The following is a 26922-nucleotide window of genomic DNA, read 5'->3' on the forward strand; positions in this document are numbered from 1 at the left end:
ACCCGCTCCTCGGCGGTCCCGTCAGTACCGCGGATGCACCAACGTCGACACCGCCGGCCCGGCCCCCCGCGTCCGCATCCGCTCCGCCGCCCTTCCGTCGGCTTCCAGGTCCTTCTGGGTCAGGGTCTTCAGTGGCGGCTCATGAGGGTCGAGGCGCAGGGATGGGTGGTGGTTCGCGGCGGCGAGGACGAAGCCCCAGTCGCGAGGGGCGCGGCTGGCGGCCGTCGTGCGGTCGGGGCCGGCCGCGAAGCCCTCGTCACGGCCGCCGACACAGTAGGGGGCGGTGTGCAGGCCCGCCGCGCGGACGGTCGCCTCGACCGTCCAGAAGACGCGGGGCCGGGAGGAGACCGGACCGGCGTGCACCACCAGGCGTCCGTCGGGGGCGAGGGCGCGGTGGGCGAGGCCGTAGAACTCCTGGGAGTAGAGCTTGGTGCTGGCGGTGATGCCCGGGTCGGGCAGATCGGCGATCACCACGTCGTACGCCGCCGGCCGCACCCCGCGCAGCCAGCCGAAGGCGTCGCCGGTGGTGACATGGAGGCGCGGGTCGGCGTACGCGTGGTCGTTGAGGGCGGCGAGGGCGGGGTCGGTGCGGGCCAGCCGGACCACTCCGGCGTCGAGTTCGACGACGTCGACCCGGCGTACGTCGGGGTGGCGCAGCACCTCACGGGCCGCGAGTCCGTCGCCGCCGCCGAGGATGAGCACGCGCGTGTGCGGGCCGTTCATCGCGGGGTGGACGAGCGCCTCGTGGTAGCTGCGTTCGTCGCGGCCGCTGACGCGGAGGCGGCCGTCGAGGAAGAGGTCGAGGGGGCGGCCGTCGGTGCCGCCGGTGAGGACGACCTCCTGGACGTCGGTCTGGAGGGCCACCCGGACGTCGTCGCCGTAGACCGCGTGGCGCGCGGCGCGCTCGAAGTCGTCGACGAGGACGGCGGCCGCGGCGAGGATGCCGAGCACGGCGAGGTTGGCGATCACCAGCAGCCAGCGGGCCCGGCGGGTGAGGTCGCGGCGGAACAGGCCGAGGACGAGGGCGCCGCCGACGATCGCGTTGACGGTGCCGGTGATCAGGGCGCCGGTCAGCTGGCCGAGCAGGGGGAGGAGAAGGAACGGGAAGGCGAGGCCGCCGACCAGGCCGCCGACGTAGTCCGCCGCGAAGAGGTCGGCGACCGCGCCGCCCGCGTCCTGGCGGCGGATGCGCTGGATCAGCTCCATCAGCAGGGGGACCTCGGCGCCGATGAGGAGACCGATCGCGAGGGAGAACGCGACGAGGAGGCAGCGCGGTCCGTGGGCCCACAGGCCGCCCCAGTCGCCGGTCCAGGCGAAGACGGCGTACAGCGCCATCGCGCTGCACCCGCCGACGAGGGCGAGCGCGGCCTCGATCGCGCCGAAGCCGGCCGCGGCGCGCCACCGCAGCCGCTTGGCGAGGAGCGAGCCGACACCCATCGCGAAGACCATCACGGACAGCACGACGGAGGCCTGGGTGACCGAGTCGCCGATCAAGTACGAGGCGAGGGCGACCAGTTCGAGTTCGTACACCAGTCCGCAGGCGGCGCAGACGAAGACACCCGCGAGGACGAGGAACCGCCCGACCGCCGGCCGCACCGGAAGCCGCACGGGACCGGCCCAGGGCGGCGGTGTGCCGGGTGGGGCGGGCGCGTGCGGTTCGATCACGTTGCGACGGTACGTCACTGAAACGGGACGCTTCGTCACCCACACGTGTGGAACTCACGCGCGGAGCGCCGACAGGGGTTTGCGCGGCCGACGGGGCGACTCAACCACTAGAGCGCGGCGGGGACCTTGACCCCGACCCGGGTCCGGGTGGCGACCAACTGGCCGTCCTGCGGGTACGCGTGCCAGGTCCGCCACAGGACCTGCCCCTCGTGATGCTGGGCGAGGAGGGCCGTGAACGCGTGCGGGCTGCCGGGGAAGACGCCCACGAGGCCGTGCGGATGGTCGGAGACCAGGGCCAGCAACTCCTGGGCGCGGCCCGCGAACTGGCCCGGGGACAGGACCTCCACCCGGGCCGCGAACTCGTACTCCCAGTCGCCGACCCGCTTGGCGACGCCGAGGGGCAGGGGTGTGCTGCTGCCCGGGATGCACGCCACCGTCTCCGAACAGGTGCCCCGCTCCTCCTCCAGGAGCACTTGGTGGGACGCGCCGAGGAGTCTCAACTGGAGCTTTGTCCCGGTCAGTTCCAGGTCGAGCGTGGCCAGCGCCGGAAGCGGCTCGCGTCCCAGGGCCCAGGCGAGGTCGGCCGCGCGCGTGTCGGTGTAGGAGGTGTTCAGGGTCGTGAGCATGGATCGGCTCCGCAAGCACGCAAAGAAAGGGCGGTGTGGGGGGGCGCCGGCGCACCCGGGTCGACACCGGCGGGGATTCGGCCCGGTCGGCCCGGTCGGGAGGTCACAGCTGAAGTGTCCGGAGGACGGCCGAGGGCCCGCGTTGGTGATTTAGAGGGAATCATGAACTGTGGCGCCGCCACAGCGTTTTTACCCAACTTCGTGGCGTTTCCATCCCTCAGAGGGCCCCACAGTTCAACTGTTCAACTACGGCGCACGCCGGGCCCGCCAGGGCGCACGCCGGGGCACCCGCGCGCCGGGCGCGAAAAGCCGGGCCCCACCCCCGTGCGGGCCCGGCTCGTCCGGATGCGATGCGGATGCCGTACGGAGCTCAGCAGCCCCGTATCAGCCACTTCGGGTCAGCCGCCTCCGCCACCGCATCCGCCCCCACCGCCTCCTCCGCAGGACGACCCGCCGCCACACGACGAGCCGCCACTGTCCCCGCCTCCCCCTCCGTCCGCCCAGCTGTTGCCGCTGGTGTCGCCACCGCCGCCGGCGCTGCCGAAGCGGTAGGTCCGCCGGCCCGCCGTGCGGTTCCGGCGCACGGACCATCTGATCAACCACAGGATCAGGGCCCAGTACAGGGCCACCAGGATGATGACGAGCGCTGTGATCACGGCGTCACCCTCCTTCCGTCCCCCCGAGGCCCCGGCTCAGCTGCCGCCGCCGCAACCGCCGCCGCCCCCGCAGGACGACCCGCCGCCACACGACGAGCCACCCCCGCACGACGACGAGGAGGAACCACAGGACGACGACGAGGACGAGCCGCACGACGAACCGCCGCCGCTGCTGCTGGACCCCCCGTCGGCCCACCAGCTGCTGCCACTGCCGCTGCCGCCGCGCCGACCCGCCCGCACCCCGTGTGAGCTGCCACTGCTGGCCCTCGCGATGACCAGGACCACGAACCCGATGAACACCACTGCCAGGATGATGCCGAGAACCATGACGTCACCCTCCTTCCGTGTCCCCCGAGACGACCCCCCGTGGGCGCCTCGGGTCTTGCGTGGGAGGGAGATGCCCCGGCGTCTCATCAGCCAAAGCAGAGTTGAGCGAATCCAGAGCTTGGGCGCAGGATGACGGGCATGACCTCCACCGCACGCCCGCACCTCAACCGCCGGCTCGCCGAGTTCGGGACGACGATCTTCGCCGAGATGTCGGCCCTGGCCGTGCAGACCGGCTCGATCAATCTCGGCCAGGGTTTCCCCGACACGGACGGCCCCGAGGAGATCCGGGAGGCGGCCGTGCGGGCGCTGCGCGACGGGCGCGGCAACCAGTACCCGCCGGGTCCCGGCGTCCCCGAGCTGCGCACCGCGATCGCCGCGCACCAGCAACGGCGGTACGAACTGTCGTACGACCCCGATACAGAGGTCCTGGTCACGGCGGGCGCCACCGAGGCGATCGCCGCCGCGCTCCTCGCCCTCCTCGAACCCGGCGACGAGGTCATCGCCTTCGAGCCGTACTACGACTCCTACGCGGCCTGCATCGCCATGGCGGGCGGCACCCGCGTCCCGGTCACCCTGCGCCCGGACGGCGACAGCTTCCGCCTCGACCTCGACGAGCTGCGCGCGGCGGTGACGGACAAGACCCGCCTCCTGCTGATCAACACACCCCACAACCCCACCGGCACGGTCCTCACCCACGAGGAGCTCACCGCGATCGCCGAGCTGGCGGTCGAGCGGGACCTCCTGGTCGTCACCGACGAGGTGTACGAGCACCTGGTCTTCGACGCCGCCGAGCACATCCCGCTCGCGACCTTCCCCGGCATGCGCGACCGTACGGTCACGATCGGCTCGGCCGGCAAGACCTTCTCCTTCACCGGCTGGAAGGTCGGCTGGGTGACCGGTTCGCCGTCGCTGGTCAGCGCGGTGCGGTCGGCGAAGCAGTTCCTGACGTATGTGGCCTCGGGCCCCTTCCAGTACGCCGTCGCCGAGGCGCTCGCGCTGCCGGACAGCTATTTCGAGGCGTTCCGCGCGGACATGCGTACCAAGCGTGATCTGCTCGCGAACGGGCTGGCGGAGGCCGGCTTCGGGGTGTTCCGGACCGCCGGCACCTACTTCATCACCACCGACATCCGCCCCCTGGGAGAGACCGACGGCTTCGCCTTCTGCCGCTCGCTGCCGGAACGCGCCGGTGTCGTCGCCATCCCCAACGCGGTCTTCTACGACCACCGGGAGGCGGGCGCCCCCTTCGTACGGTTCGCGTTCTGCAAGCAGACGGGGGTACTGGAGGAGGCGGCGAAGCGGCTGAAGGCGCTGGCGGGCTGACGCGGGCCCGGCGACCAGACACCGGGCGCATGATGCTCGCTTATGCCTGAGTTCTTATGCAATGTGCTGATGTGACCCATGTCAGCACGCTCGCGCCGCCCTCCGTCACACAGCCCGGCACCGCCGAACGCACCAGGTCGCGCCACCCCCTGGCGGTGGCGCTCGGCCTGTTCGCCCTCGCGCGGCTCACCGGTCTGGCCGTGCTCGCCGCGACCGCCTGGGCCACCGGCCACCATCCGCTCACCCTGCTCGGCCGGTCCTGGGACTCCCGCTGGTACCTGGGCATCGCCACGCACGGATACGGCCACACCCTCCACATCCGCCCCGGCGTCGTCTACAGCGACCTCGCCTTCTTCCCCCTCTACCCGGCGCTGGTGCGCGCCGTGACCGAGGTCAGCCCGCTGGGCGGCGGCGCGGCGGGCCTGCTGGTCTCCTGGACGGCGGCCGTGGCGGCGGCCTGCGGCATCTACGCGATCGGCGCCCGCCTGCACGGGCGGGCGGTGGGCACCGCGCTCGTACTCCTCTGGGCCCTGCTGCCGCATTCGGTCGTGCTGTCGATGGCGTACACGGAACCCGTCCTGACCGCGTTCGCCGCCTGGTCGCTGTACGCCGTGCTCACCCGCCGCTGGCTGTGGGCGGGCGCGCTGGCCGCGTTCGCGGGGCTCGCCCGGCCGAACGGTTTCGCGGTGGCGGCGGCGGTGCTGGCGACGGCGGCGTACGAGATCTTCCGGACCCTGCGGCGGCGCGGAAAAGTTACCCACAGCCTGTGGACGGGCGCGGCGATCGCCCCGCTCGGCTGGCTGGCGTACGTCGTCTGGGTCGGCCACCGCACGGGCGACCTGCTGGGCGGCTACTTCGCGGTGCAGCGCGGCTGGGGCTCCAGCTTCGACCTCGGCCGCGGCTCCCTCCGCTTCGCCCGCCACCTGGTCCTCCACGGCGACCGCCTGGTCTTCCCGATGACGCTGCTGATCGTCGCCGCGGCGGCCCTCCTCTACGCCCTGCTCCTCCTGGACCGCCCCCCGCTCCCGCTGGCCGTCTACACCGCCGTACTCCTGCTGATCACCCTCGGCGGCTCCGGCTTCTTCGGGTCCAAGCCCCGCTTTCTGCTCCCCGCGTTCCCGCTGCTGCTCCCGCTCGCCCAAGCCCTCGTCCGCACGGCGAGAGCCCGGCCCTGGCACGCGGTCGTGGTGACCGGTGCCCTGGCCGGGCTCTCGTTCGCCTACGGGGCGTATCTGGTCGTGCTCGCGGATACGCCGCTGTAGAAGACGTTCAGGTCCTACTCGTCGCCGTCGGCGTCACCCTCGGGCTGCTCGGCGTCGTTGACCTCCCGCTCCAGGCCGAGCTGCTCCACGAGCCACTTGTCGAACTCGATCGCGGCCCGCACCCAGCTGACCGTCGACGACACGAAGTGCTCCAGGGCCACCCCGGTGCCGATCAGCATCTGCGCCTCACCGATGAGGCGGACGGTGCCGTCGTCGTGGGTGTGCGTGTAGACCTTCGGCCACAGGGTGCGCCGGTTCCAGTCGTCGATGGACTCGAGCAGCTGCGGCTTCTCGTCGATCTTGTGGGGCCGGTCGTAGAACGTCCGGACGGAGAAGACCTGCTGGTCCCCCTCACCCCGGAACATGAAATACGTACGGAACTGCTCCCACGGCGCCGCGAGGTCACCCTCTTCGTCAACGACGTACTTCAGCTCCATCTGCTCCAGGAGCTGCTTCACGAGGTCCTGATCCGGGACGACGGGGCCCGCCGGTCCTTGGGGCTGCGGCTCGGGCTGGCCCCCGAAGTTCGGAATCGAGGACGGGTCGATGCTCACCGTGTTTTTCCCTTCGTACGGATTCCGCCATCCTCCCCCATGCGGGGAGGGGGGTGGCAACCCCCGGCGGGGCCTGTCAGCCGTGGGCTGACTTGATCCCACCGCCGGGAGTCCGGGTACCCCCGATCAGAGCGTCTTGCCCGTGGTCGGGCCGACGATCAGGCCGTCTTCGAAGGTGTCGACGCGGATCGTGTCGCCGTCCTTGATCTCGCCCGCCAGGATCTCCTTGGCGAGGCGGTCGCCGATGGCGGTCTGGACCAGGCGGCGCAGGGGGCGGGCGCCGTAGGCCGGGTCGTTGCCCTCGTGGGCGAGCCAGGCCAGGGCCTCGTCGGTGATCTCCAGGGTGAGGCGGCGTTCGGCCAGACGGGCCGCGAGACGGTTGATCTGGAGGCGGGCGATCCGGCTCAGCTCGTCCTTCGACAGGGCCGAGAAGACGACCAGGTCGTCGAGGCGGTTGAGGAACTCCGGCTTGAAGGCGGTGCGGACCACCTCCAGGACCTGTTCCTTCTTCTCCTGCTCGGTGGTGATCGGGTCGACCAGGAACTGACTGCCCAGGTTGGAGGTCAGGACGAGGATCGTGTTGCGGAAGTCGACCGTGCGGCCCTGGCCGTCGGTGAGACGTCCGTCGTCCAGGACCTGGAGCAGGATGTCGAAGACCTCCGGGTGGGCCTTCTCGACCTCGTCCAGCAGCACCACGCTGTACGGGCGCCTGCGGACGGCCTCGGTCAGCTGGCCGCCCTCCTCGTAGCCGATGTAGCCGGGGGGCGCGCCGACCAGGCGGGCGACGCTGTGCTTCTCGCCGTACTCCGACATGTCGATGCGGATCATGGCGCGTTCGTCGTCGAAGAGGAAGTCGGCCAGAGCCTTGGCCAGTTCGGTCTTGCCCACGCCCGTGGGGCCGAGGAAGAGGAAGGAGCCGGTGGGGCGGTCGGGGTCGGCGATGCCGGCGCGGGTGCGGCGTACGGCGTCCGAGACGGCCTGGACCGCCTCGGTCTGGCCGATCAGCCTGCGGCCCAACTCCTCCTCCATGCGCAGGAGTTTCTGGGTCTCGCCCTCCAGGAGGCGGCCGGCCGGGATGCCGGTCCAGGCGGCGACGACGTCGGCGATGTCGTCGGAGCCGACCTCCTCCTTGACCATGGTGTCCTTGGCGGCCTCCTCCTCGGCCTGGGAGGCTTCCGCCAAGTCCCGTTCCAGGGTGGGGATCTCGCCGTAGAGCAGCTTGCTGGCGGTGTCGAAGTCGCCGTCGCGCTGGGCGCGTTCGGCCTGGCCGCGCAACTCGTCGAGTTTTTCCTTGAGTTCGCCGACGCGGTTGAGGGACTGCTTCTCCTTCTCCCAGCGGGCGGTCAGACCGCGCAGCTCCTCCTCCTTGTCGGCGAGGTCGCGGCGCAGCTTCTCCAGGCGTTCACGGGAGGCCGGGTCGGTCTCCTTCTCCAGGGCCAGCTCCTCCATCTTCAACCGGTCGACGGAGCGCTGGAGTTCGTCGATCTCGACGGGGGAGGAGTCGATCTCCATGCGGAGCCGGGAGGCGGACTCGTCGACGAGGTCGATGGCCTTGTCGGGGAGGAAGCGGGAGGTGATGTAGCGGTCGGAGAGGGTGGCGGCGGCTACCAGCGCGCTGTCAGCGATCTGGACCTTGTGGTGGGCCTCGTACCGGCCCTTGAGTCCGCGCAGGATGGCGATGGTGTCCTCGACGGTCGGCTCGGCGACCAGCACCTGCTGGAAGCGGCGTTCCAGCGCCGGGTCCTTCTCGATCCGCTCACGGTACTCGTCGAGGGTGGTGGCGCCGACCATGCGCAGCTCACCGCGCGCGAGCATCGGCTTGAGCATGTTGCCCGCGTCCATGGCGGAGTCGCCGCCGGCGCCGGCGCCCACGACGGTGTGCAGCTCGTCGATGAAGGTGATGATCTGGCCGTCGGAGTCCTTGATCTCGGCGAGGACGGTCTTGAGCCGCTCCTCGAACTCGCCGCGGTACTTCGCGCCGGCGACCATGGCGCCGAGGTCGAGGGCGACGAGCCGCTTGTTCTTCAGCGACTCGGGCACGTCGCCCTTGACGATCCGCTGGGCGAGCCCCTCGACGACGGCGGTCTTGCCGACGCCGGGCTCACCGATGAGGACGGGGTTGTTCTTGGTGCGGCGGGACAGCACCTGCACCACCCGGCGGATCTCCTGGTCCCGTCCGATGACGGGGTCGAGCTTCCCCTCGCGGGCGGCGGCCGTGAAGTCGGTGCCGAACTTCTCGAGAGCCTTGTAGGAACCCTCGGGATCGGGCGTGGTCACCCTTCTCCCTCCCCTCGCCTTCTGGAAGGCGTCCTGCAACTTCCTGGCGTCGGCCCCCTGGGAGGAGAGTACGTCCCCGGCCTGGCCGCCCTTGGCGGCGGTGCCGATGAGGAGGTGCTCCGTGGAGAGGTACTCGTCACCGAGGTCCTTGGCGCGGGCGGCGGCGTCGCTGACGACGGCGAGCAGCTCGCGGTTGGGCTGCGGGGGCGCGACGGTGGAGCCGGTCACGCTGGGCAGACCGGCGAGGATCTTCTCCGCTCCGGCACGCACGGCGGCGAGGTCTGCCTCGACGGCGGCCAGCAGATCGACGATGTTCTCGTTGTCCTCCCCCTGGAGCAGGGCGAGCAGCAGATGGGCAGGGGTGAGGTCCGCGTGTCCCTCGGCGGCGGCGCGCTTCTCGGCCGCGTTGATCGCGTCCCGGCTCCGGTTGGTCAGCTCGGCGTCCACGTTCTTGTGCTCCTCCTCGGTGTCGATGACTCGAGTGTCGATCACTCGGGTGTCGGTGACTCTCCTTGGACTGACTCAGCCAACGTACACAAAGTTGAGTCTATTCCACTCAAGGTGCGGTCCGGGAGGGGGTCGGGGACCGGGTTCCCCGCCTGTCGGGGTTAAGTTCCGGGACATGGCGACGTACACGCTGGACCCCGGCGCACCGGACCCGCTCTACCTCAGCTTCTGGCGGGAGCGGCATCTGTGCACCCTGACGACCCTGCGCCCGGACGGCAGCCCGCATGTGGTGCCGGTCGGAGTGACCTACGACCCCGAGGCCCGGCTCGCCCGGGTGATCACGAACAAGACGAGCGCGAAGGTGGGCCATGTGCTGGCGGCCGGCCCGGACGGGGCGCGGGTGGCGGTGTGCCAGGTGGCCGGGCGGCGCTGGGCGACGCTGGAGGGGCGGGCGCACGTCCGGACCGAACCCGGGCGGGTGGCGGAGGCGGAGCGGCGGTACGCGGAGCGCTATGAGCGGGTGCCGTCGCCGAATCCGTCGCGCGTGGTGATCGAGATCGAAGTGACGCGGGCGCTGGGGCGCGGTTGAGCGGCCGTATGTTTCTGCCGTGACTGATGATTTTCAGCCACGGCCGGAAGAAGCGGGAAACGGCGGATACCCGGAAATGTCCCCGAAAACACAGCGGCGTCACCGTGTTCAGGTCACGGTGACGCCGCTGCGGGGGGAAGCACCTGAGCGATCTGTTACGACGGGGGAATCGCGTCAGGCACTGCGGGGGGTGGCTGAGATGGTCCGTTGGGTGGGGGTTTCGGAATCCACCAGCCGATGGTCTCGTTGGTCGAGGTTCACAAAGATCATTCCGTACCGGATGGCACACCGCACAGGCTGCGGCGCCCCCCGAGGCCGCCGCAGACACCGGTACGCCCGCACGTCCTCGTCGTCGTCGCGGGTGACGACGACCGGCTCGCCGAAGACGGTCACCATCAGTGAGTCACCGGAGTGGGGGATCGCGGTGACCAGGTCGATGAAGTGCCATCCGGAGCGATAGGCCGTGGCCATTTCACGACGGAAGGAGCGGTCGTCGGGTGGCGTGGTCATGATTTCGCCTACCAGCCCACGTCCTGCGCGCCGTTGGCGTCCGCCACGACGATCCAACCGACGTCCGGGGAGGAGGCACGGATGTCCCAACCGACGTCACCCGGCGCACTCGCCGCCGCGCTGCTGTCGGCACTCCAACCGACGTCGCCGAGAGGACCGGCCGCACCCAAGGCCAGCGTCAGAGCAACGACGGCAGCGGCAAGCACCGAGCGAAGCATTCTCTTATTCATGGTCGGCTTCGTCCTCACTTGATGGCTTCCTCTCCCCCGCGAAACAAGACGATGGCTTATTCAGGCACGTCAATGCCACACAAGAGATGCATCATGTTCCTGCACGTTCAGGACCCTGGGGGGTGGAGATTTGCCAATAAACCGCACAAAACCGACACATCCTCACGGCATCACTGACCTATGCCCCGAAGGATCGCGCCTCTACGCAAGCGCACTCAGCTCCGGACGCATCTCCCGCGGGGAGGTGGAACCGGCGCCGTGTCTGCTCGAATTCGCGCTGCTCCACCCCGACCCGGACGACCCCGGTTGGCTGCGCCCCGTGCCGCCCTCCGTCGTGCTCGCGCAGCAACTCCAGCCGCTCGAGCGCGAGATCCAGGACCGCCGGCGGATCACCCTCGACCTCACCGACACCTTCCAGCCGTTCCTCGCGATCAGTGCCCAGAAGCCCGCGACCACCCATGCCATCACGGTCCTGGAGGGTATCGACCGCATCCACTCCGCGCTCGACGTGGCGATAGCCGAGGCCCGCACCGAGGTCCTGACGGTCCAGCCCGGCGGCAGTCGGCCGGAACACATCCTGAGCCAGGCCCTGAAGCGCAGCAAGCCGCTGATCGAGCGCGGCATCGCCATGCGCACCCTGTACCAGCACACGGTCCGGCACAGCCAGAGCACCTTCGCGTACATGGACAAGATGGCCGGCGCCAAGGTCGAGATACGCACCCTGGAAGAGCTCATCGAGCGGCTCATCATCTGCGACTCGACGGTCGCGTTCATCCCCGCCCAGGACGACCGGCAGGTCGCCCTGGAACTGCGCCACCCCGGCCTGGTCCAGTACCTCATCAAGGTCTTCGAGCAGCTGTGGCAGCGGGCGACACCGCTCCTGGAGGAGGTGCCGTACGAGGCGACCCCCGAGGGCATCTCCGGAGTGCAGCGCACCATCGCCAAGCTGCTCATCGACGGCCATGTCGACGAGGCCATCGCCCGCCGGCTCGGTATGAACGTCCGGACCTGCCGGGCTCACATCGCCAAGCTGGCGGCGGCCCTCGGCAGCGGCAGCCGGGCCCAGCTCGGCTTTCTCATCGCCGAGTCCGGGATCCTCAAACAGGAGGAGACAGAGCAGTGAGTGCGGCGCCGCATCCGGCGCACGTCGCGGGAACCCTGTGCGCCGCAGGAACCGAGGTGTACGAGCAGGCGCTGCGCGAGGGGCACGTACGCGGCGCCGACGCCGAGCGGGCCCCCTGTCTGCTGGAGTTCGGGCTGCTGCACGCCGCTGTGACGGACCCGGACCGGCTGGAGCCGGTCGCCCCGGCCGTCGCCCTCCACCGGCTGCTGCGCAGCTCCGAGGAGCGGATCGCGGACGAGCGCCGACGCGAGGAACAGCTGGCGGAGCTGTTCGAGCCGCTGATGCGGATCGACGGGCCCCGGACCGCGACCGATCCGTCGGCGGTCAGCATCCTCACCGGCTTCGCCCAGATCAACCAGGCCATCTCCGACGCCATGGCCGAGGCCTCGGTGGAGCTCCTCGCCATCCAGCCCTACAACGGCAACACGGCCGCGACCCGGCTGGCCGCCGCCCTGGACCGGGACCAGGCCCTGCTCGACCGCGGTGGCCGTATCCGGGCCCTCTACCAGCACACCCTGCGCCACTCCCCCGCCGTCATCGCCCGCTACGAGCGGCTGCGCGGGGACGCCGAGGCCCGTTCGCTCGACGAGGTCACCGACCGGCTCATCATCGTGGACCGGACCGTCGCCTTCATCCCGGCCAGCACGGACCGCACGCTCGCCCTGGAGATCCGCGTCCCGGCCATGGTCGACTACTTCGCGACCACGTTCGACCGCCTCTGGCGCCTGGCCACCCCCATGCACCCCCAGGCGGTCCAGCAGCCCACCCTCAACGGCGTCACCCCCCGCCAGCGCGCCATAGCCGCCCTCCTCATCGAGGGCCACACCGACGCCGTCATCGCCGACCGCCTCGGCCTCAACATCCGCACCGCCCGTGAGCACATCGCCAAGCTCGCCGCGACCCTCGGCAGTGAGAGCCGGGCTCAGCTCGGGTATCTCATCGGACGGTCCGGGATTCTTGATCAGGGATCGTGATGCCCATCGCGCGGGGCGGACCGTCCAGGCCCACCTGCGCGATACGGACGCCGAGTTGGGTGCGGCTGGCGGCGCCCAGGGTCTCCGACAGTCGGGCGATGTGGGCCCGGCAGGTGCGGACGCTTATGCCGAGCCGTTCCGCGATCACCGCGTCCTGGTGGCCCTCCGCCAGCAGCGTCGCGATGGACTGTTCGCGGTGGGAGATGCCCTCGATGCCGGTGTCGGGGAGCGGGGCGGTCAACGGGATCGCCAGGCGCCACAGGCGTTCGAAGACCGTGGCCAGGAAGCCCACCAGCGCCGGGTGCCGCAGTTCGAGCGCCAGGGTGCGGTCCGCGTTGGCCGGGATGAAGGCCACCGTGCGGTCGAAGAGGATCAGGCGGTCGATGACCTCGTCCAGGGTGCGGGCCTCCACCGCCTCGCCCATCAGCTCCAGGTAGTTGAGGAGGCCCTGGCCGTGGCGTGCCACGTGCGTGTACAGGTCGCGCATGCGCACGCCCCGGCCCCGTAGCGCCAGTGCCCGGTGCAGACCCTCCGTCAGTTCGTGTTCGGGGCGGATACCGCCCGGCTGGACCGTCAGCACCTCCGTGGTGCACGCCTGCGTCGCCTCGTCCATCGCCGCCTGGATGCGGGACAGACCGTCCAGGACGCGCAGCGCCGTTCCCTCCGCGCCGCCCGCGCCCAGGTGCGGGCCCAGCCCGGCGTACCACTCGAAGGCCGCCACCGCCGAGCCCATCCGCCGCTGGCTCGCGCTCACCTCGTCGTAGACCCCGCGCAGCAGCCGGGTCATGACCTCCTGCGGGGACGTCGGGACCAGCCAGTCCATGTCGTCCGGGTCGGGGTGGAGGAGCGCCAGTTCCAGCAGGCACGGCACCGGCTCCGCGTCCTCGCGCGGCACCCGGCCCCGCCGTACGGCCCGGGAATACACGCGATCCCCGGCCTCGCACAGTCGGTCAGCACCGTGTGGATGCCCGTCCGTCGCGTGCCCGGCCATCGCCCAGCCCACCCCCGCATCCAGCCTCTTGTGCCCGGCATGCGCGCGCTCGTGACACGGACACACCCCTACGGGTCCGCAACTATGCGCGGACCCGACCTGCTCCGCAACACGGCTCGGCCCGGTGTGACCGAGGGAAACCACTGATTTACCCCACTATCGTCGTGCCTCCGCCCGCCGCCTTGCAACAAGCTGATGGTCCCCCTCCGTACCCGCCCCGCACCCACCGGAATCCGTTTCTCCGCGTGAGCTGCCCGAAATCCACCGGTGATCACCGCGTTACGCAGCGCATCTAACGTCCCCTCATGGCGGACATATTTGACGCGTACGCGCTGGCCGACGCGTGGGACGAGATGTTTGTGCGGCCGGGTGAGGTCAGGACCGCCTATGAGCCGGTCCTGTCGGCACTTCAGCCGATCGAGCCGAGTGAACTGCGCTTCCGGGCCGACCAGATGGCGCGGGCGTTCACCGACCGGGGCGTGACCTACGCCTTCGCGGGCGAGGAGCGGCCGTGGCCGCTGGACCTCGTACCGAGGATTCTCGACGCGCTGGAGTGGGATCTCATCCAGCGCGGCGTGGGACAGCGCGTACGGGCCCTGGAGGCCTACCTCGCCGACGCCTACGGGCACTGCCGGGCCTTCGAGGACGGCGTCGTGCCCTGGCGGCTGCTGCTCAACTCCCCCCACTTCCACCGCGTCGCCCACGGGGTGGAACCTCCGGGCGGCGTCCGTATCCACGTCGCCGGCATCGACCTCGTACGGGACGAAGCCGGGGACTTCCGGGTCCTGGAGGACAACGTCCGCGTCCCCAGCGGCGTCTCGTACGTCATCGAGAACCGGCGGGCCATGACCCGGATCTTCCCCTCCCTCTTCGCCGAGCAGCACGTCCTGCCGGTCGACGGGTACGCGCAAAGACTCCTCGCCGCGCTGCGCAAGGCCGCGCCGGACGGGACCGAGGACCCGCGGGTCGTCGTCCTCACCCCCGGTCCCAGCAACGCCGCCTACTTCGAACACGCCCTGCTGGCCCGGCTGATGGGCGTGCAGCTGGTCGAGGGGCACGACCTGGTGTGCCGGGCCAACCGGGTGTGGATGCGGACCACGCGCGGCGAGATGCCGGTGCATGTCGTATACCGGCGGCTCGACGACGACTTCCTCGACCCGCTCCACTTCCGGCCCGACTCGGTCATCGGCTGCCCGGGCATCATGAGCGCCGCGACGGCCGGAAACGTCACCCTCGCCAACGCCGTCGGCAACGGCATCGCCGACGACAAACTGCTCTACACCTACGTCCCGGACCTCATCCGCTACTACCTCTCCGAGGAGCCGGTCCTCCCCAACGTGGAGTCCTTCCGGCCCGACGAACCCGGTCAACTCGACGCCGTCCTCGACCAGATCGACCAGCTCGTCATCAAGCCGGTGGACGGGGCGGGCGGGCAGGGCATCGTCATCGGTCCGAAAGCCGACGCCAGAACGCTGGAACGGACCAGACGGGCCGTCGCCGCCGACCCCCGTGGCTTCATCGCCCAGCGGCCCGTCGCCCTGTCCACCTCCCCCACCCTCGCCGGCGAGCGGATGGCACCGCGCCACATCGACCTCAGACCCTTCGCCGTCAACGACGGCAACGATGTCTGGGTCCTGCCCGGCGGCCTCACCCGCGTCGCCCTCCAGGAGGGCAACCTGATCGTCAACTCCAGCCAGGGCGGCGGCTCCAAGGACACCTGGGTACTCGCCGAAGGGCCGGCCGAGGAGCCGGAGGCGCCGGCCCCGGACCGCCGGCCCGCCGTCGCACCCCGCCAGCTCGGTCCCGACGGCAACCCCACCTTCGTGGAGGAAGGGGCGCAGCAGCAGTGAACGACGTGATCCTCTCCCGGATAGCCGAGGCGCTGACCTGGACCGGCCGCTATGTCGAGCGGGCCGACACCACCGGGCGCATCCTCGACGCCTACCTCCACCGGATGCTGGAGGACCCCTGGCGCGACGAGGACGCGGCCTGCCGGTCGCTGTACGCGATCCTCGGCGTCGACGCGGGCCCCGAACGCGTCGACATGCAGCAGGTCCTCGACCAGCTCGCCTTCGACTCCCGCTCCACCTGCTCCATCGAGGGCGCGCTCGGGGCCGCCCGGCTCAACGCGCGCAGCGCCCGCGAGGCCGTCTCCTCCGAGATGTGGGAGTGCCTCAACTCCACCTGGCACGCCCTCGCCGACCAGCGCCGCGCGGCCCGCCGTACCGGCCCCTACGGCTATCTGGAGCTCGTACGGGCCCGTGCCGCGCTGTTCTTCGGACTCGCCGACTCCACCATGAGCCGCGACGACAGCTGGCGTTTCGTGGTGCTCGGGCGGAGCCTGGAGCGGGTGGACATGACCGTACGGCTGCTGTCGGTACGGGTGTTGGACGCCGCGCACGCGCCGGACTGGACGACGCTGCTGAGCGCGTCCGGCGCCGACGAGGCGTACGCGCGCGTGCACAGCGGCTTCGGAGACAGTGCGCGGGTGGCCGAATTCCTGCTCCTGGACCGGGACTTCCCGCGCTCGGCGCTGCACGCGCTGACCACGGCGGAGGAATGCCTCAGCGCCCTCGGCCGCCCCCGCCAGGACCCGGCCCGGCGCCCCATCGGCCGGCTGCGCACCCGCCTCGAATACCTCGACTCGCCCGCCCTACCCGATCAACTTCCCGCCCTGCTCGGGGACTTGCAGCAGGCCTGCATGGCCTCGGCGGAGGCGGTGGCGGAGCGGTTCTTCCCGTACCAGGGGCCCGTGATCTGGGCCCAGGAAGGAGCCTGACGTGGCTCGTCGACTCCGCATCAAGCACATCACACAGGTGTCGTACGCCCAGCCCGCGGCCTCCTCCCACAACGAGGTCCGCATGACCCCGCTGACCCTGCCCGGCCAGACCACCCTGGACGCCCGGGTCACCGTCAGCCCGGCGACCGCGACCTGGTCGTACTGGGACTACTGGGGCACCCAGGTCACCGGCTTCGACCTCCTCGACCCGCACGCCGACCTCACCATCACGGCCTCCAGCCTGGTCGAGACGGCCCCGCCGGAGCCGCTGCCCGAGCCACCGGCCTGGTCGGAACTGGCGGAACGTACGACGAGTTCACGCCTGTTGGAGTTCGCGGGCCCGACAGCCCGTACGACCGTCCCGGCGAAGCTCCTCAAGAAGGCCCGGAAGGCCGCCGCCGGCCTCGACCCGCACGGGACGGCCGTCGCGGTCTCCGCCCTGGTCGCCGACCGGGTCACCTATCTCCCCGGCGTCACCGGGGTGAACACCTCGGCCACCGAGGCCTGGGAGCAGGGCGCGGGCGTCTGCCAGGACATCGCCCACGTCACCATCGCCCTGCTGCGGGGGCTCGGGCTGCCGACCCGGTACGTCTCCGGCTACCTCCACCCCGAGCGGGAGGCGGAGCTGCACCGGCCGGTCGCGGGCCAGAGCCACGCCTGGGTCGAGTACTGGGCGGGCGACTGGTGCGGCTACGACCCCACCAACCGCACCCGCCCCGACGAGTCGCACGTCGTGGTCGGGCGGGGGCGCGACTACGACGACGTCACCCCGCACAAGGGCATCTACCGAGGCGTACCCGGCGGGCCCCCGGAGGTGACGGTGGAGTTCACCCGGGTGGCGTGAGCCCCGTAGGGGAGGGAACCCTGACCCCCTCCCCTACGCCGGCGCGAACGCGAAGAACCCGTCCTCCGTGGTGAGATACCCGTACCCGCTCGCCGCGTCCACCGCCGGAATGCTCCCCTCCGGCAGGTCCTTCGCCAGCACCTTCCGGGTCTGGGTGTCCACGGCGAGCGTCTTGTGCGTGCTGACCCCGTCGAACGTCTCGCCGTACAGCACCTCGCCGTTGCCGGAGAAGCGGACCGGGTCCAGCGCGGTCTCGCCGTCCTCCTGGGCCCACAGCCGGGTGCCGTCGGCGGTCTTCCACACGCTCGTGCCCTCGAAGCCGGTCTCGAACTCGCCCTTGTCCTCGGCGGCCAGCTCGCCGTCGGCGGACCAGACGACGTACTCGGGGCCCTCGTAGGAGGCGGTGAGGGCGCCGCTCGCCAGGTCGTACCAGGCGTAGACCTGAGTGGTGGGGCTCAGGCCGACGCTCTTCTTCCAGGCGACGAGGGCCTTGCCGTCGCTGACCCGGACGACCCGGATCGTACGGTCCTCCGGCTGCCCCTCGTCGTCCAGGACGACGCCCTTGGGGACCTCCGCGTCCGCCGACGACCAGGCCTGCTTGCCGGTGGCGAGGTCGTTGAGGGTGACGTCGGAGGGGTCGTAGTCGTACTTGCCCGCGGCCTCGAAGCCCGGGTAGTAGCCGTCCGTGATCACCGGGGCGTAGGTCTGGTCGCCGCTCGCGACGCCCGTCTCCGGGTCGAAGGCGCACTCGGCGTCGTCGTCGCCGTTGCACGGGATCGTGCGGACGGCACCGGCGCCGATCGGGGCCAGACGGACGCCGCCGTCGTCGGCCGACACCACGTAACCGCCGACCACATGCCCGAAGGCGTAGCCGGACGTCTCGCCCAGCTTCTTGCCGGCGGTGGAGTAGAACGTCGCCGAGGTGGTCGTCTCCTCCTGGGTCAGACCGTCGGACTCCTTCGTCGCGGAGGTGCCGACGGCGACCGCCGGGGCGCCGTCCTTCCAGGTGACGCCCTCGACCGACTCGGCGGTCACGGGGAGCGTCCTGCGCACCGCGCCCGTCCTGGCGTCGCGGAACTCCAGGGTCAGCTTCTCCGGCTCGTCGGAGGCGTACAGGACGGTGTTGACGTCGGCGGGCTCGCCGTCCACCGAGGCGTCGGTGAGATAGGCCCCGCTCGCGTCCCGGGCGAACAGCAGGACCCCGCCGAGGTCGAGGACGCCGGGCGCGGTGCCGCCGGTGTCGAGGCTCCAGGCGGCCTGAGCGCCGTACCCGGGGAGCGCCGCTCCCTTGTACGCCGGCCCCTTCGCGGCGGGCTTCGCGGCTGCGGTGGCGGTGCCGCCGGTTGCCTTCGGGTCGTCGTCACCGCCGCCGCAGCCGGTCAGCAGTGCCATGGACACAGCCGTGGTCAGCAGGTACTTCCGCGCCACCATGTACGTCCCCCGTGTGATTCCCTGTGATCGAGACATGACAGCGGGCGATCCTAGACCAGTTCTTGATCTTGCGTTTACCGGGACCGGACTCCGAGCGGGTCACTGGCCAAATGGCCCCGGAACGTTCACTTCTCCCGGTCGGCGGCGCACAATCGCCCCTATGCCGACAGCGCGCCCGACCAGGCTCATCGCACTGTCCCTGACCGCCCTGCTCCTCACCGCCGGCTGCGGTGGCGACGGCGACGATCCCGGTACCGGCGCGGCCCGGAAGCCCCACAAGGACGGCCATCTCACCTTCACCCTGCTGTCCCTGCGCTGCGGGGTGACAGGGGTGACGGGGTCCCACGCGGACGCCCCGCCGGAGGGACAGTTCTGCGCCGCACGGCTACGGGTGGAGAACAACGACCCGAACTACCACACCTACGAGTCGGCCCGGCAGCGCATCGCGGGCGTCACCGGGGACCGGGCCAGGCCCGACTCCTTCGCGATGGCGGTGCGCCGCCAGTCGGAGACGGTACGGCTGGGCGGCCACACCCTCATGGAGGTCGAACTCTGGTACGACGTCCCGAAGGGTGCGAAGGTCACCGGTCTGAAGGTGTCCGGCGACAACGACCCGACCAGCTTCACCAGCACCAAGCCCGTCGGGCGGGCGCCGGACGGGGTGTTCCTCCCCATGACGCCCGCCGGGCCGACCGTCAGTTCAACTTGATCGCGGCGCAGGCCGAGGCGATCTTGGCGGTGCAGATCTGCTTGACGGTGTAGATGCCGTCGGCGACGACCGTGCGCTTGATGTTGGACTGCGTCAGCGCGGACACCGACACCAGCTGGGCCGGGATCTCCTTGTCGGTGGGGCTGTCGACGCGGTCCTGGGTGAGGGAGTCGAACAGGATGCCCTTGCCCTGGACCTTCGCCACGGCCATCTCGGCGGCGGCCTCGGCCTCCAGCGGGTAGGACTTGTAGACGCTCATGTACTGCTCGCCGGTGACGATGCGCTGCACGGCGTCCAGTTCGGCGTCCTGGCCGGTGATGGGCGGCAGGTCGGTCATGCCCGCCTCCTCCATCGCCTCGATGGCGGCGCCGGCCATGGCGTCGTTGGCGGAGTACACGGCGGCGATGTTGTCCTTGCCGATCGCGGAGATCGCGGCGGCCATGTCCTTCTTCGCGGTGGCCGGCTTCCAGCCGTCGACGTCGTACTTCTCGGAGATCGTCACCTTGCCGTTGAGCTCGGAGAGCGCGCCCGCCTTGAACTGCCCGGCGTTCGGGTCGGAGGGCGAGCCGTTGAGCATCACGATCTTGTCGGAGGTGTCGAGGCCCGAGCCCAACGACTCGATGAGCGTGCGGCCCTGCACCTCGCCGACGAGTTCGTTGTCGAAGGAGACGTACGCGTCGATGGGGCCCTCGGCGAGCCGGTCGTAGGCGATGACCGGGATACCGGCGGCCTTGGCCTTCTTCACCATCGGGGCGATGGCGTGCGAGTCCACGGCGTCCAGCAGGATGACGTCGACCTTGTCGTCGATCATCTTCTGCATCTGGGTCGCCTGCTTCTTGGCGTCCGCCTCGCCGTTGGCGTAGACGGTCTGGCCCAACTTCTTCGTGAGCTCAGAGACCTTCTTCTGAATGATCGGGTAGTCGAAGTTCTCGTAGCGCGTGTTGGTCGTCTCCGGCATCAGCACGCCGACGGTGACGTCGTTGCCCTTGGTCGGACTCGCGTCCGCACTGTCCCCCGACACTCCCAGGGCCCCGCAGGCGGTCAGCGACAGGGCCATCGAGGACGCGGCCATGCAAAGGGCGATACGACGCATTGCGGTGCTCACTTCTGGTGCCTTCCGGACGCGGGCGCAGCATTGCGACCCAGATGACTGAAAAGCCAACGCGGCGACGCCCCCCAGCGTCAAGCAGAACCACTTAACGAGTGCGCAACGCCACTCTCCGTCTGTCTTGTGAAGACATCACGCAACCGCCTCCAAACGCCCTTTACGGACCCTCCATTCAAGCGGAGCCCCGGGGGAGGCGAAGATCCGTACAACCAACTCCATTCCTCGCGAGTCGTGATCAAGACAGCTGCTGTCGGCCGTTCCCCATCCGTTCAGAGGATCGAATGAACCCAGCCAGACGTACGACGATCACGTCCGTCGCCGTGCTCGCCGTCACCGGTGGTCTGCTCACCACGACCACGGCCCCCGCGTCCGCCGCCACGACCTGTGCGTCCCCGGTCTTCAAGCGCCAGTTCTTCGCGAACACCGCCTTCTCCGGCACCCCGAGGAAGACCGACTGCGACACCACCGTCGAGCAGAGCTGGGCCGGCGCCCCCGCCTCCGGTCTGCCGTCCGACAACTTCGGTGTGCGGTGGTCCGTGACAAGGGACTTCGGCTCCGGCGGCCCGTTCGCCCTCGCCGCCTCCGGGCTCGACGGGATACGGGTCTACGTCGACGGCACCCGCAAGGTCGACCTGTGGAAGAACACGTCCACGACCGTCTCCAAGACCGTCAACGTCACCGTCCCCTCCGGCAAGCACACCCTCCGCGTCGACTACGTCAACTGGACCGGCGCCGCCAAGGTGAAGTTCGCGTACACGCCCCGTACGTCCGCCACGGTCGACAAGGTCAAGCCCCTTGTCCCGACGGGCACTTCGCTCACGTACGACTCCGCGACCGGCAAGGCCAAGCTTGCCTGGGCGAAGAACAAGGAGATGGACCTCGCCGGGTACAAGGTCTACCGGCGGCTCAAGGGCACGTCCTTCGGCAGTAGCCCGCTCGCGACGACCACCGCCACCTCGTACAGCGACACCCCGCCGGCGACCGGCGCGACGTACTACTACGAGGTCCGCGCGTACGACAGGGCGGGCAACGTCTCCGCCGGCACCGCCGATCAGCCGGTCGGCACCCCCGACCGCACCGCCCCCGACGCGCCCACCGGGCTGTACGCGAAGGTGGGTCCGGGAGCGGTGACGCTGGCCTGGGACACCAACGGTGTCACGGACACGTACCGCGTGTACCGGGCGACCGCGCCAGGGGGGCCGTTCACGCGGATCGCCGACGGGCTCGACAGCGCCTGGTACCGGGACACCGGGGCCGATCTGACCGGGCGGCTGTACTACCGCGTCACCGCGGTGGACCCGGTCGCCAACGAGTCCGCGCCGTCCGCCGTGGCCGACACCGGCGAGCCTGACACCGCCCCGCCCGCCCAGGTCACCGATGTGACGGTGGAGGGCACCACGGCGGGCAACGCGGTGCGCTGGCAGGCCTCGTCCGACGACCGCCACGTCAACCACTACGAGGTGTGGGCCGCGCCCGACGGCGCGTGGGACCCCGACGGACCGGAGACCGTCTTCGGCCTCTCGTTCAACGACCTGCGCGCGGAGGCCGGAGTCCCGCTCACCTACCGCGTCCAGGCCGTCGACGACTACGGCAACCTCGCCCCCGTCTCCGCCCCGGTCACCGCGACCCGCCCGGCCCCGGGCGCCGTGGCGGCCCCGACCGGCGTCCAGGGCACGCCCCTCGACAGCGCCACCGAGCTCACCTGGGCCTCCGTCACCGACGCCAAGGGCTACCGGGTCTACCGGCGCACCGACCGGAACGCCGCCTGGACCCGGCTCGGGGACCGCCCCACCACCGCGCCGCGTTACTCCGACACCGAGGCGCTGGCCGTCGCCGACGACTACTACGTCGTCGCCCTCGACGCCGAGGGCCGTGAGTCCGCGCCGTCCGAGTCCGTCCAGGTGTGGCGGGAGACCCCGGCCACGCCGACGGCTCCCGTCGCGCCGACGATCACGCTGTCCGCCCCGTACAAGGAGTGCACGGCCAACGACTGCGCGCCGCACGGCGGCACCGGTGTTCCGCTCACGGTGACGCTGCACCACGACCGGCTGCTGTCCGGGTACACGTACCGCTTCTACGGCACCTCCGACACCGGGTACATGACCATCGAGGATTCGACGGTCACCTGGACTCCGCCCGCGCCGGGCTTCTATGTCTTCGAGGTGCGCGCGATCGACTACTACGGCCGCAGCGGCTCGTTCGCCAAGGTCACCTTCATGGTCGGATGAGGCGCGTGCCCGGCCTCCAGCAACCGCTGAGTCCATGAGAAGGGGCCCGGAGGGTGAACCTCCGGGCCCCTTCTCATGGATGTGTTCAGTCCTTGGCCTTCTTCGGCCGCCACACCACCAGCGCGCTGGTCTGCTGCACTTCCTGGTACGGCACCAGGTCGCGTCGGTACGACGCGTGCACCGCCGCCTCCCGCTGGCGCATCGTGGCGGCGGCGCCCTCCAGGGCCGCCTCCATCTCCGCGACGCGGGACTGGAGGGCCGCGACCTGGTTCTCCAGTTCGATGATGCGCTTGATGCCGGCCAGGTTGATGCCCTCGTCCTGCGACAACTGCTGGACGGTACGCAGCAGTTCGATGTCACGGGCCGAGTAGCGGCGGCCCCGGCCGGCGGTGCGGTCCGGGGAGACCAGGCCGAGGCGGTCGTACTGGCGAAGGGTCTGCGGGTGCAGGCCGGAGAGCTGGGCCGCCACCGAGATGACGTAGACCGGGGTCTCCTCGGTCAGTTCGTACGGATTGCGTCGACGGCCGGTCCCATCCATGGCTCTCTCATGCTCCCTTCGCGGCCTGGAACAGCTCCGCCCGCGGATCCTCGTCCGCGGTCGCCTCGCGATACGCCTCCAGCGCTTCACGAGCCTTCCCCGTCACGTCCTTGGGGACACTCACCTCGACGGTGACCAGGAGATCGCCGCGGGTGCCGTCCTTGCGGACCGCGCCCTTGCCGCGGGCGCGCATGGTGCGGCCGTTGGGCGTGCCGGGCGGCAGCTTCAGCGTGACGGGCGGGCCGCCCAGGGTGGGAACCCGGACCTCGCCGCCGAGGGCCGCCTCCGCGAACGTCACCGGGACGGTGACCGTGAGGTTGTCCTCCTTGCGGCCGAAGACCGGGTGCGCGTCCACGTGGACGGTGACGTACAGGTCGCCCGCGGGGCCGCCTCGTTCACCCGGCGCTCCCTTGCCGCGCAGGCGGATGCGCTGGCTGTCCGTCACCCCGGCGGGGATGCGGACCTGCATGGTGCGCGAGGACTTGGCGCGACCGCTGCCCTTGCAGTCCATGCAGGGGTGCTCGGCGATGAGACCGCGGCCCTTGCAGTCGGGGCAGGGGTCGGTGAGCGAGAAGCCGCCGCCCGAACCCCGCGCCACCTGGCCGGTGCCGACGCAGGTCGGGCACACGCGCGGTGTGCCGTTCTTGTCGCCGGTGCCCGAACACGCCTTGCAGGGGGACTGCGAGGACATCCGCAGCGGGACCGTGGCCCCCTCGATGGCCTCGGTGAAGCTCAGCGTGACCTCGGTGTCGATGTCCTGTCCGCGCCGCGGCTGCACCCGGGTGGTGCCCCCGGTGCCGCCGCGGTTGAACAGGCCGCCGAACACGTCGCCGATCCCGCCGCCGAAGCCGCCGGAACCCTGGCCGCCGCCCTGGGCGCCGCCTCCGAAGAGGTCGCCCAGGTCGAAGTTGAAGGAGCCGCCGCCCGCGCCCGGCCCCGGGCGGAAGCCGCCGTTGCCGAAGAGGGCGCGGGCCTCGTCGTACTCCTTGCGCTTCTTGGGGTCACCGAGGATGTCGTTCGCCTCGGAGATCTCCTTGAAGCGCTCCTCCGCCTTGACGTTGCCCTTGTTGGCGTCCGGGTGGAACTCGCGGGCGAGCTTCCGGTACGCCTTCTTGATCTCGGCCTCGGTGGCGTCCTTGGGGACGCCGAGGACCTTGTAGTAGTCCTTCTCGATGAAGTCCTTGGTGCTCATCCCCGACGTCCCTCCTTCCGGTCAGAGACCGTGACCTCAGCCCTCTTCAGAGCTGGTGTCCTTGTCCTCGGCGGCCTCGGAGGAGCCCTCCTCGGCCTTGACGGTCTGCGCGCCCGGCTGCGGTTCGGCGACGGCCACCCGCGCGGGGCGGATGGTGCGCTCGCCGATGCGATACCCCGGCTGGAGGATCGCCACGCAGGTCGTCTCGGTGACGTCCGGCGCGTAACTGTGCATCAGGGCCTCGTGGATCGTCGGGTCGAAGGGCTCGCCCTCCTTGCCGAACTGCTGGAGACCCATCTTCGCCGCGACGGTCTCCAGCGACTCACCGACGGACTTGAATCCGCCGACGAACTCGCCGTGGTCCCGGGCGCGGCCGATGTCGTCGAGCACGGGCAGGAGTTCGGTCAGGAGGTTCGCGATGGCGATCTCCTTGACCGTGATCCGGTCCCGCTCCACGCGGCGGCGGTAGTTCTGGAACTCGGCCTGGAGCCGCTGGAGGTCCGCGGTGCGCTCTTCGAGCGCCTTGCGGGACTGGTCCAGCTGGGCGGTCAGACCGGCGATCTGTGCGGTTGCGTCCCCGGCCGGGGCCGCCCCCTCGCCGTTCGACGAGGGTGCGGCCTTCGACTCGGCGTCGTCGGGGGTGGCGCCGGAGGGGACGTCGGGCTTCTCCTCGAAGCCCGGGGTCTCCTCCGTCACGCGGCACCGTCCTTACGGTCCTCGTCGACGATCTCGGCGTCGACGACGTCGTCGTCGGCCTTCGGGGTCTCGGCACCGGCGTCGGCGCCGCCCGCGGCCTGCGCGGCGCCCGCGTCCGCGTACATGGCCTGGCCGACCTTCTGCGAGACCGCGGCGACCTTCTCGGTGGCGGTGCGGATCTCGGCGGTGTCCTCGCCCTTGAGCGCGGCCTTCAGCTCCTCGACGGCGGCCTCGACCTCGGTCTTGACCTCGCCGGGGACCTTGTCCTCGTTGTCCTTGAGGAACTTCTCCGTCTGGTAGACGAGCTGCTCGCCCTGGTTGCGGGTCTCGGCGGCCTCGCGGCGGGCGTGGTCCTCCTCCGCGTACTTCTCGGCCTCCTGGCGCATCCGGTCGACCTCGTCCTTCGGCAGCGAGGAGCCGCCGGTGACGGTCATCTTCTGCTCCTTGCCCGTGCCGAGGTCCTTCGCGGTCACGTGCATGATGCCGTTGGCGTCGATGTCGAAGGCGACCTCGATCTGCGGGACACCGCGCGGGGCCGGCGGCAGACCGGTCAGCTCGAACATCCCGAGCTTCTTGTTGTACGCCGCGATCTCGCGCTCGCCCTGGTAGACCTGGATCTGCACGGACGGCTGGTTGTCCTCGGCCGTCGTGAAGATCTCGGACCGCTTGGTCGGGATCGTGGTGTTGCGCTCGATCAGCTTGGTCATGATGCCGCCCTTGGTCTCGATACCGAGGGACAGCGGGGTCACGTCGAGGAGCAGGACGTCCTTGACCTCACCCTTGAGGACACCGGCCTGGAGGGCGGCGCCGATGGCGACGACCTCGTCCGGGTTGACGCCCTTGTTGGCCTCGTTGCCACCGGTCAGCTCCTTGACGAGCTCGGCGACGGCGGGCATACGGGTGGAGCCACCGACGAGGACGACGTGGTCGATCTCGTTGATGGAGATGCCGGCGTCCTTGATGACGTTGTGGAACGGCGTCTTGCAGCGCTCCAGCAGGTCGGCCGTCAGCTGCTGGAACTGAGCGCGCGTGAGCTTCTCGTCGAGGTGCAGGGGACCCTCGGCGGACGCGGTGATGTAGGGCAGGTTGATCGAGGTCTCGGTGGACGAGGACAGCTCGATCTTCGCCTTCTCGGCGGCCTCGCGCAGACGCTGGAGCGCCATCTTGTCCTTGGCGAGGTCCACGCCGTGACCGGACTTGAACTGCTGCACCAGGTAGTCGACGACGCGCTGGTCCCAGTCGTCACCACCGAGGTGGTTGTCACCGTTGGTGGCCTTCACCTCGACGACGCCGTCGCCGATCTCCAGGAGGGACACGTCGAAGGTGCCGCCACCGAGGTCGAAGACGAGGATCGTCTGGTCGTCCTTGTCGAGGCCGTACGCGAGCGCGGCCGCGGTGGGCTCGTTGACGATACGGAGGACGTTGAGACCGGCGATCTCACCGGCTTCCTTCGTCGCCTGACGCTCGGAGTCGTTGAAGTACGCCGGGACGGTGATGACCGCGTCGGTCACCTTCTCGCCCAGGTACGCCTCGGCGTCCCGCTTCAGCTTCTGGAGGATGAACGCCGAGATCTGCTGCGGGTTGAAGGGCTTCCCGTCCAGCTCGATCTTCCAGTCGGTGCCCATGTGGCGCTTCACCGAACGGATGGTCCGGTCCACGTTGGTCACCGCCTGGCGCTTGGCGACCTCGCCGACCAGCACTTCGCCGTTCTTCGCGAAGGCGACGACGGACGGCGTGGTCCTGGCACCCTCGGCGTTGGTGATGACGGTGGGCTCGCCGCCTTCGAGAACGCTGACGACGGAGTTAGTCGTGCCCAGGTCGATGCCGACCGCACGTGCCATGGTTG

General features: G+C 70.5%; 25 protein-coding genes. 10 read left to right on the plus strand and 15 right to left on the minus strand.

Features of this window, described 5'->3' with window-relative positions:
• Positions 1-21: 21 nt before the first annotated feature.
• The 4 genes from OG866_RS20460 to OG866_RS20475 all read right to left on the minus strand — a co-directional run bounded on the left by OG866_RS20460 (position 22) and on the right by OG866_RS20475 (position 3143).
• Positions 22-1665 carry a polyamine aminopropyltransferase gene (locus tag OG866_RS20460; protein WP_329336656.1) on the minus strand — a complete coding sequence of 548 codons (1644 nt, stop codon included), beginning with the start codon at positions 1663-1665 and terminating at the stop codon, positions 22-24.
• A gap of 107 nt (positions 1666-1772) precedes the next feature.
• Positions 1773-2291 carry a DUF2617 family protein gene (locus tag OG866_RS20465; RefSeq protein WP_329336657.1) on the minus strand — a complete coding sequence of 173 codons (519 nt, stop codon included), beginning with the start codon at positions 2289-2291 and terminating at the stop codon, positions 1773-1775.
• A gap of 398 nt (positions 2292-2689) precedes the next feature.
• Entirely contained in the window at positions 2690-2947 is a 258-nt protein-coding gene (locus OG866_RS20470; protein WP_329336658.1) for a hypothetical protein, read from the minus strand.
• A 4-nt stretch (positions 2948-2951) separates the two neighbouring features.
• Positions 2952-3143: a hypothetical protein gene (locus OG866_RS20475; protein ID WP_329336659.1), complete on the minus strand. Its 192-nt coding sequence runs from the start codon at positions 3141-3143 to the stop codon at positions 2952-2954.
• A gap of 260 nt (positions 3144-3403) precedes the next feature.
• Here OG866_RS20475 and OG866_RS20480 point away from each other — a divergent pair, with 260 nt between their 5' ends.
• Positions 3404-4594: a pyridoxal phosphate-dependent aminotransferase gene (locus OG866_RS20480; RefSeq protein ID WP_329336660.1), complete on the plus strand. Its 1191-nt coding sequence runs from the start codon at positions 3404-3406 to the stop codon at positions 4592-4594.
• 71 nt (positions 4595-4665) lie between these two features.
• Positions 4666-5856 carry a hypothetical protein gene (locus OG866_RS20485; RefSeq protein ID WP_329336661.1) on the plus strand — a complete coding sequence of 397 codons (1191 nt, stop codon included), beginning with the start codon at positions 4666-4668 and terminating at the stop codon, positions 5854-5856.
• 14 nt (positions 5857-5870) lie between these two features.
• Here OG866_RS20485 and OG866_RS20490 read toward each other — a convergent pair whose 3' ends face one another.
• Together OG866_RS20490 and clpB are read right to left on the minus strand one after the other, a co-directional pair.
• Positions 5871-6410 carry a YbjN domain-containing protein gene (locus tag OG866_RS20490; protein WP_329336662.1) on the minus strand — a complete coding sequence of 180 codons (540 nt, stop codon included), beginning with the start codon at positions 6408-6410 and terminating at the stop codon, positions 5871-5873.
• Between the two features lie 126 nt (positions 6411-6536).
• Complete coding sequence (gene clpB, locus OG866_RS20495) at positions 6537-9134, minus strand: ATP-dependent chaperone ClpB (RefSeq protein WP_329344214.1); 2598 nt, start codon at positions 9132-9134, stop codon at positions 6537-6539.
• Between the two features lie 175 nt (positions 9135-9309).
• On the opposite strand from clpB, the gene OG866_RS20500 reads away from it, so the two are divergent.
• Positions 9310-9723, plus strand: coding sequence for a pyridoxamine 5'-phosphate oxidase family protein (locus tag OG866_RS20500; protein ID WP_329336664.1), 414 nt, complete (start codon positions 9310-9312; stop codon positions 9721-9723).
• A 174-nt stretch (positions 9724-9897) separates the two neighbouring features.
• Here the strand turns inward: OG866_RS20500 and OG866_RS20505 are convergent, their stop codons facing one another.
• Positions 9898-10233: a hypothetical protein gene (locus tag OG866_RS20505; protein WP_329336666.1), complete on the minus strand. Its 336-nt coding sequence runs from the start codon at positions 10231-10233 to the stop codon at positions 9898-9900.
• Positions 10234-10241: 8 nt separating this feature from the next.
• The gene (locus OG866_RS20510) at positions 10242-10463 is read right to left on the minus strand and encodes a hypothetical protein (RefSeq protein WP_329336668.1); all 222 of its coding nucleotides are present in this window, start codon (positions 10461-10463) and stop codon (positions 10242-10244) included.
• 130 nt (positions 10464-10593) lie between these two features.
• Here OG866_RS20510 and OG866_RS20515 point away from each other — a divergent pair, with 130 nt between their 5' ends.
• Together OG866_RS20515 and OG866_RS20520 are read left to right on the plus strand one after the other, a co-directional pair.
• Entirely contained in the window at positions 10594-11586 is a 993-nt protein-coding gene (locus tag OG866_RS20515; RefSeq protein WP_329336670.1) for a helix-turn-helix transcriptional regulator, read from the plus strand.
• Positions 11583-12560, plus strand: a complete 978-nt coding sequence (locus OG866_RS20520; protein ID WP_329336671.1) for a helix-turn-helix transcriptional regulator — start codon at positions 11583-11585, stop codon at positions 12558-12560. The genes OG866_RS20515 and OG866_RS20520 overlap by 4 nt, the downstream gene beginning before the upstream one ends.
• Here OG866_RS20520 and OG866_RS20525 read toward each other — a convergent pair.
• Positions 12523-13551 carry a helix-turn-helix transcriptional regulator gene (locus tag OG866_RS20525; RefSeq protein ID WP_329336673.1) on the minus strand — a complete coding sequence of 343 codons (1029 nt, stop codon included), beginning with the start codon at positions 13549-13551 and terminating at the stop codon, positions 12523-12525. The two genes, OG866_RS20520 and OG866_RS20525, sit on opposite strands and share 38 nt — an antisense overlap.
• Before the next feature lie 305 nt (positions 13552-13856).
• Here OG866_RS20525 and OG866_RS20530 point away from each other — a divergent pair, with 305 nt between their 5' ends.
• The 3 genes from OG866_RS20530 to OG866_RS20540 are packed head-to-tail and all read left to right on the plus strand — an operon-like array spanning position 13857 to position 17174.
• Positions 13857-15401: a circularly permuted type 2 ATP-grasp protein gene (locus tag OG866_RS20530; protein ID WP_329336675.1), complete on the plus strand. Its 1545-nt coding sequence runs from the start codon at positions 13857-13859 to the stop codon at positions 15399-15401.
• Complete coding sequence (locus OG866_RS20535; RefSeq protein ID WP_329336676.1) at positions 15398-16330, plus strand: alpha-E domain-containing protein; 933 nt, start codon at positions 15398-15400, stop codon at positions 16328-16330. The genes OG866_RS20530 and OG866_RS20535 overlap by 4 nt, the downstream gene beginning before the upstream one ends.
• 1 nt (position 16331) lies before the next feature.
• Positions 16332-17174, plus strand: a complete 843-nt coding sequence (locus OG866_RS20540) for a transglutaminase family protein (RefSeq protein ID WP_329336678.1) — start codon at positions 16332-16334, stop codon at positions 17172-17174.
• A 33-nt stretch (positions 17175-17207) separates the two neighbouring features.
• Here OG866_RS20540 and OG866_RS20545 read toward each other — a convergent pair whose 3' ends face one another.
• Positions 17208-18641 carry a hypothetical protein gene (locus OG866_RS20545; protein ID WP_329336679.1) on the minus strand — a complete coding sequence of 478 codons (1434 nt, stop codon included), beginning with the start codon at positions 18639-18641 and terminating at the stop codon, positions 17208-17210.
• A 124-nt stretch (positions 18642-18765) separates the two neighbouring features.
• Between OG866_RS20545 and OG866_RS20550 the strand changes: the two genes are divergently transcribed.
• Positions 18766-19314, plus strand: coding sequence for a DUF4352 domain-containing protein (locus OG866_RS20550; RefSeq protein ID WP_329336680.1), 549 nt, complete (start codon positions 18766-18768; stop codon positions 19312-19314).
• On the opposite strand, the gene OG866_RS20555 is transcribed toward OG866_RS20550, so the two are convergent.
• Positions 19301-20386 (minus strand): sugar ABC transporter substrate-binding protein, encoded by a 1086-nt coding sequence (locus OG866_RS20555; protein WP_329336681.1) that lies wholly within the window; start codon positions 20384-20386, stop codon positions 19301-19303. The genes OG866_RS20550 and OG866_RS20555 overlap by 14 nt on opposite strands.
• A 317-nt stretch (positions 20387-20703) precedes the next feature.
• Between OG866_RS20555 and OG866_RS20560 the strand changes: the two genes are divergently transcribed.
• Positions 20704-22650: a fibronectin type III domain-containing protein gene (locus OG866_RS20560; RefSeq protein WP_329336682.1), complete on the plus strand. Its 1947-nt coding sequence runs from the start codon at positions 20704-20706 to the stop codon at positions 22648-22650.
• An 85-nt stretch (positions 22651-22735) separates the two neighbouring features.
• Here OG866_RS20560 and OG866_RS20565 read toward each other — a convergent pair whose 3' ends face one another.
• Genes OG866_RS20565 through dnaK form a run of 4 tightly spaced genes read right to left on the minus strand, consistent with a single transcriptional unit; the run spans position 22736 to position 26917 of the window.
• Complete coding sequence (locus OG866_RS20565; RefSeq protein ID WP_329336683.1) at positions 22736-23188, minus strand: heat shock protein transcriptional repressor HspR; 453 nt, start codon at positions 23186-23188, stop codon at positions 22736-22738.
• A 7-nt stretch (positions 23189-23195) separates the two neighbouring features.
• The gene (gene dnaJ, locus OG866_RS20570; protein ID WP_329336684.1) at positions 23196-24380 is read right to left on the minus strand and encodes a molecular chaperone DnaJ; all 1185 of its coding nucleotides are present in this window, start codon (positions 24378-24380) and stop codon (positions 23196-23198) included.
• A gap of 36 nt (positions 24381-24416) precedes the next feature.
• Positions 24417-25076 (minus strand): nucleotide exchange factor GrpE, encoded by a 660-nt coding sequence (gene grpE / locus OG866_RS20575; protein WP_329336686.1) that lies wholly within the window; start codon positions 25074-25076, stop codon positions 24417-24419.
• The gene (gene dnaK / locus OG866_RS20580) at positions 25073-26917 is read right to left on the minus strand and encodes a molecular chaperone DnaK (RefSeq protein ID WP_329336688.1); all 1845 of its coding nucleotides are present in this window, start codon (positions 26915-26917) and stop codon (positions 25073-25075) included. Before dnaK ends, grpE begins: the two co-directional genes overlap by 4 nt.
• Positions 26918-26922 lie beyond the last annotated feature (5 nt).

Source organism: Streptomyces sp. NBC_00663, assembly GCF_036226885.1.
Lineage (GTDB): Bacteria > Actinomycetota > Actinomycetes > Streptomycetales > Streptomycetaceae > Streptomyces.

Excerpts from the sequence above, each read along its gene's own strand:
- OG866_RS20560 (WP_329336682.1), top strand. The coding sequence starts at position 20,704 with ATGAACCCAGCCAGACGTACGACGATCACGTCCGTCGCCGTGCTCGCC.
- dnaK (WP_329336688.1), bottom strand. The coding sequence starts at position 26,917 with ATGGCACGTGCGGTCGGCATCGACCTGGGCACGACTAACTCCGTCGTC.
- OG866_RS20525 (WP_329336673.1), bottom strand. The coding sequence starts at position 13,551 with ATGGCCGGGCACGCGACGGACGGGCATCCACACGGTGCTGACCGACTG.
- OG866_RS20510 (WP_329336668.1), bottom strand. The coding sequence starts at position 10,463 with ATGAATAAGAGAATGCTTCGCTCGGTGCTTGCCGCTGCCGTCGTTGCT.
- OG866_RS20530 (WP_329336675.1), top strand. The coding sequence starts at position 13,857 with ATGGCGGACATATTTGACGCGTACGCGCTGGCCGACGCGTGGGACGAG.
- OG866_RS20465 (WP_329336657.1), bottom strand. The coding sequence starts at position 2,291 with ATGCTCACGACCCTGAACACCTCCTACACCGACACGCGCGCGGCCGAC.
- OG866_RS20500 (WP_329336664.1), top strand. The coding sequence starts at position 9,310 with ATGGCGACGTACACGCTGGACCCCGGCGCACCGGACCCGCTCTACCTC.
- OG866_RS20545 (WP_329336679.1), bottom strand. The coding sequence starts at position 18,641 with ATGTCTCGATCACAGGGAATCACACGGGGGACGTACATGGTGGCGCGG.
- OG866_RS20550 (WP_329336680.1), top strand. The coding sequence starts at position 18,766 with ATGCCGACAGCGCGCCCGACCAGGCTCATCGCACTGTCCCTGACCGCC.
- OG866_RS20555 (WP_329336681.1), bottom strand. The coding sequence starts at position 20,386 with ATGGCCGCGTCCTCGATGGCCCTGTCGCTGACCGCCTGCGGGGCCCTG.
- OG866_RS20565 (WP_329336683.1), bottom strand. The coding sequence starts at position 23,188 with ATGGATGGGACCGGCCGTCGACGCAATCCGTACGAACTGACCGAGGAG.
- OG866_RS20505 (WP_329336666.1), bottom strand. The coding sequence starts at position 10,233 with ATGACCACGCCACCCGACGACCGCTCCTTCCGTCGTGAAATGGCCACG.
- dnaJ (WP_329336684.1), bottom strand. The coding sequence starts at position 24,380 with ATGAGCACCAAGGACTTCATCGAGAAGGACTACTACAAGGTCCTCGGC.
- OG866_RS20480 (WP_329336660.1), top strand. The coding sequence starts at position 3,404 with ATGACGGGCATGACCTCCACCGCACGCCCGCACCTCAACCGCCGGCTC.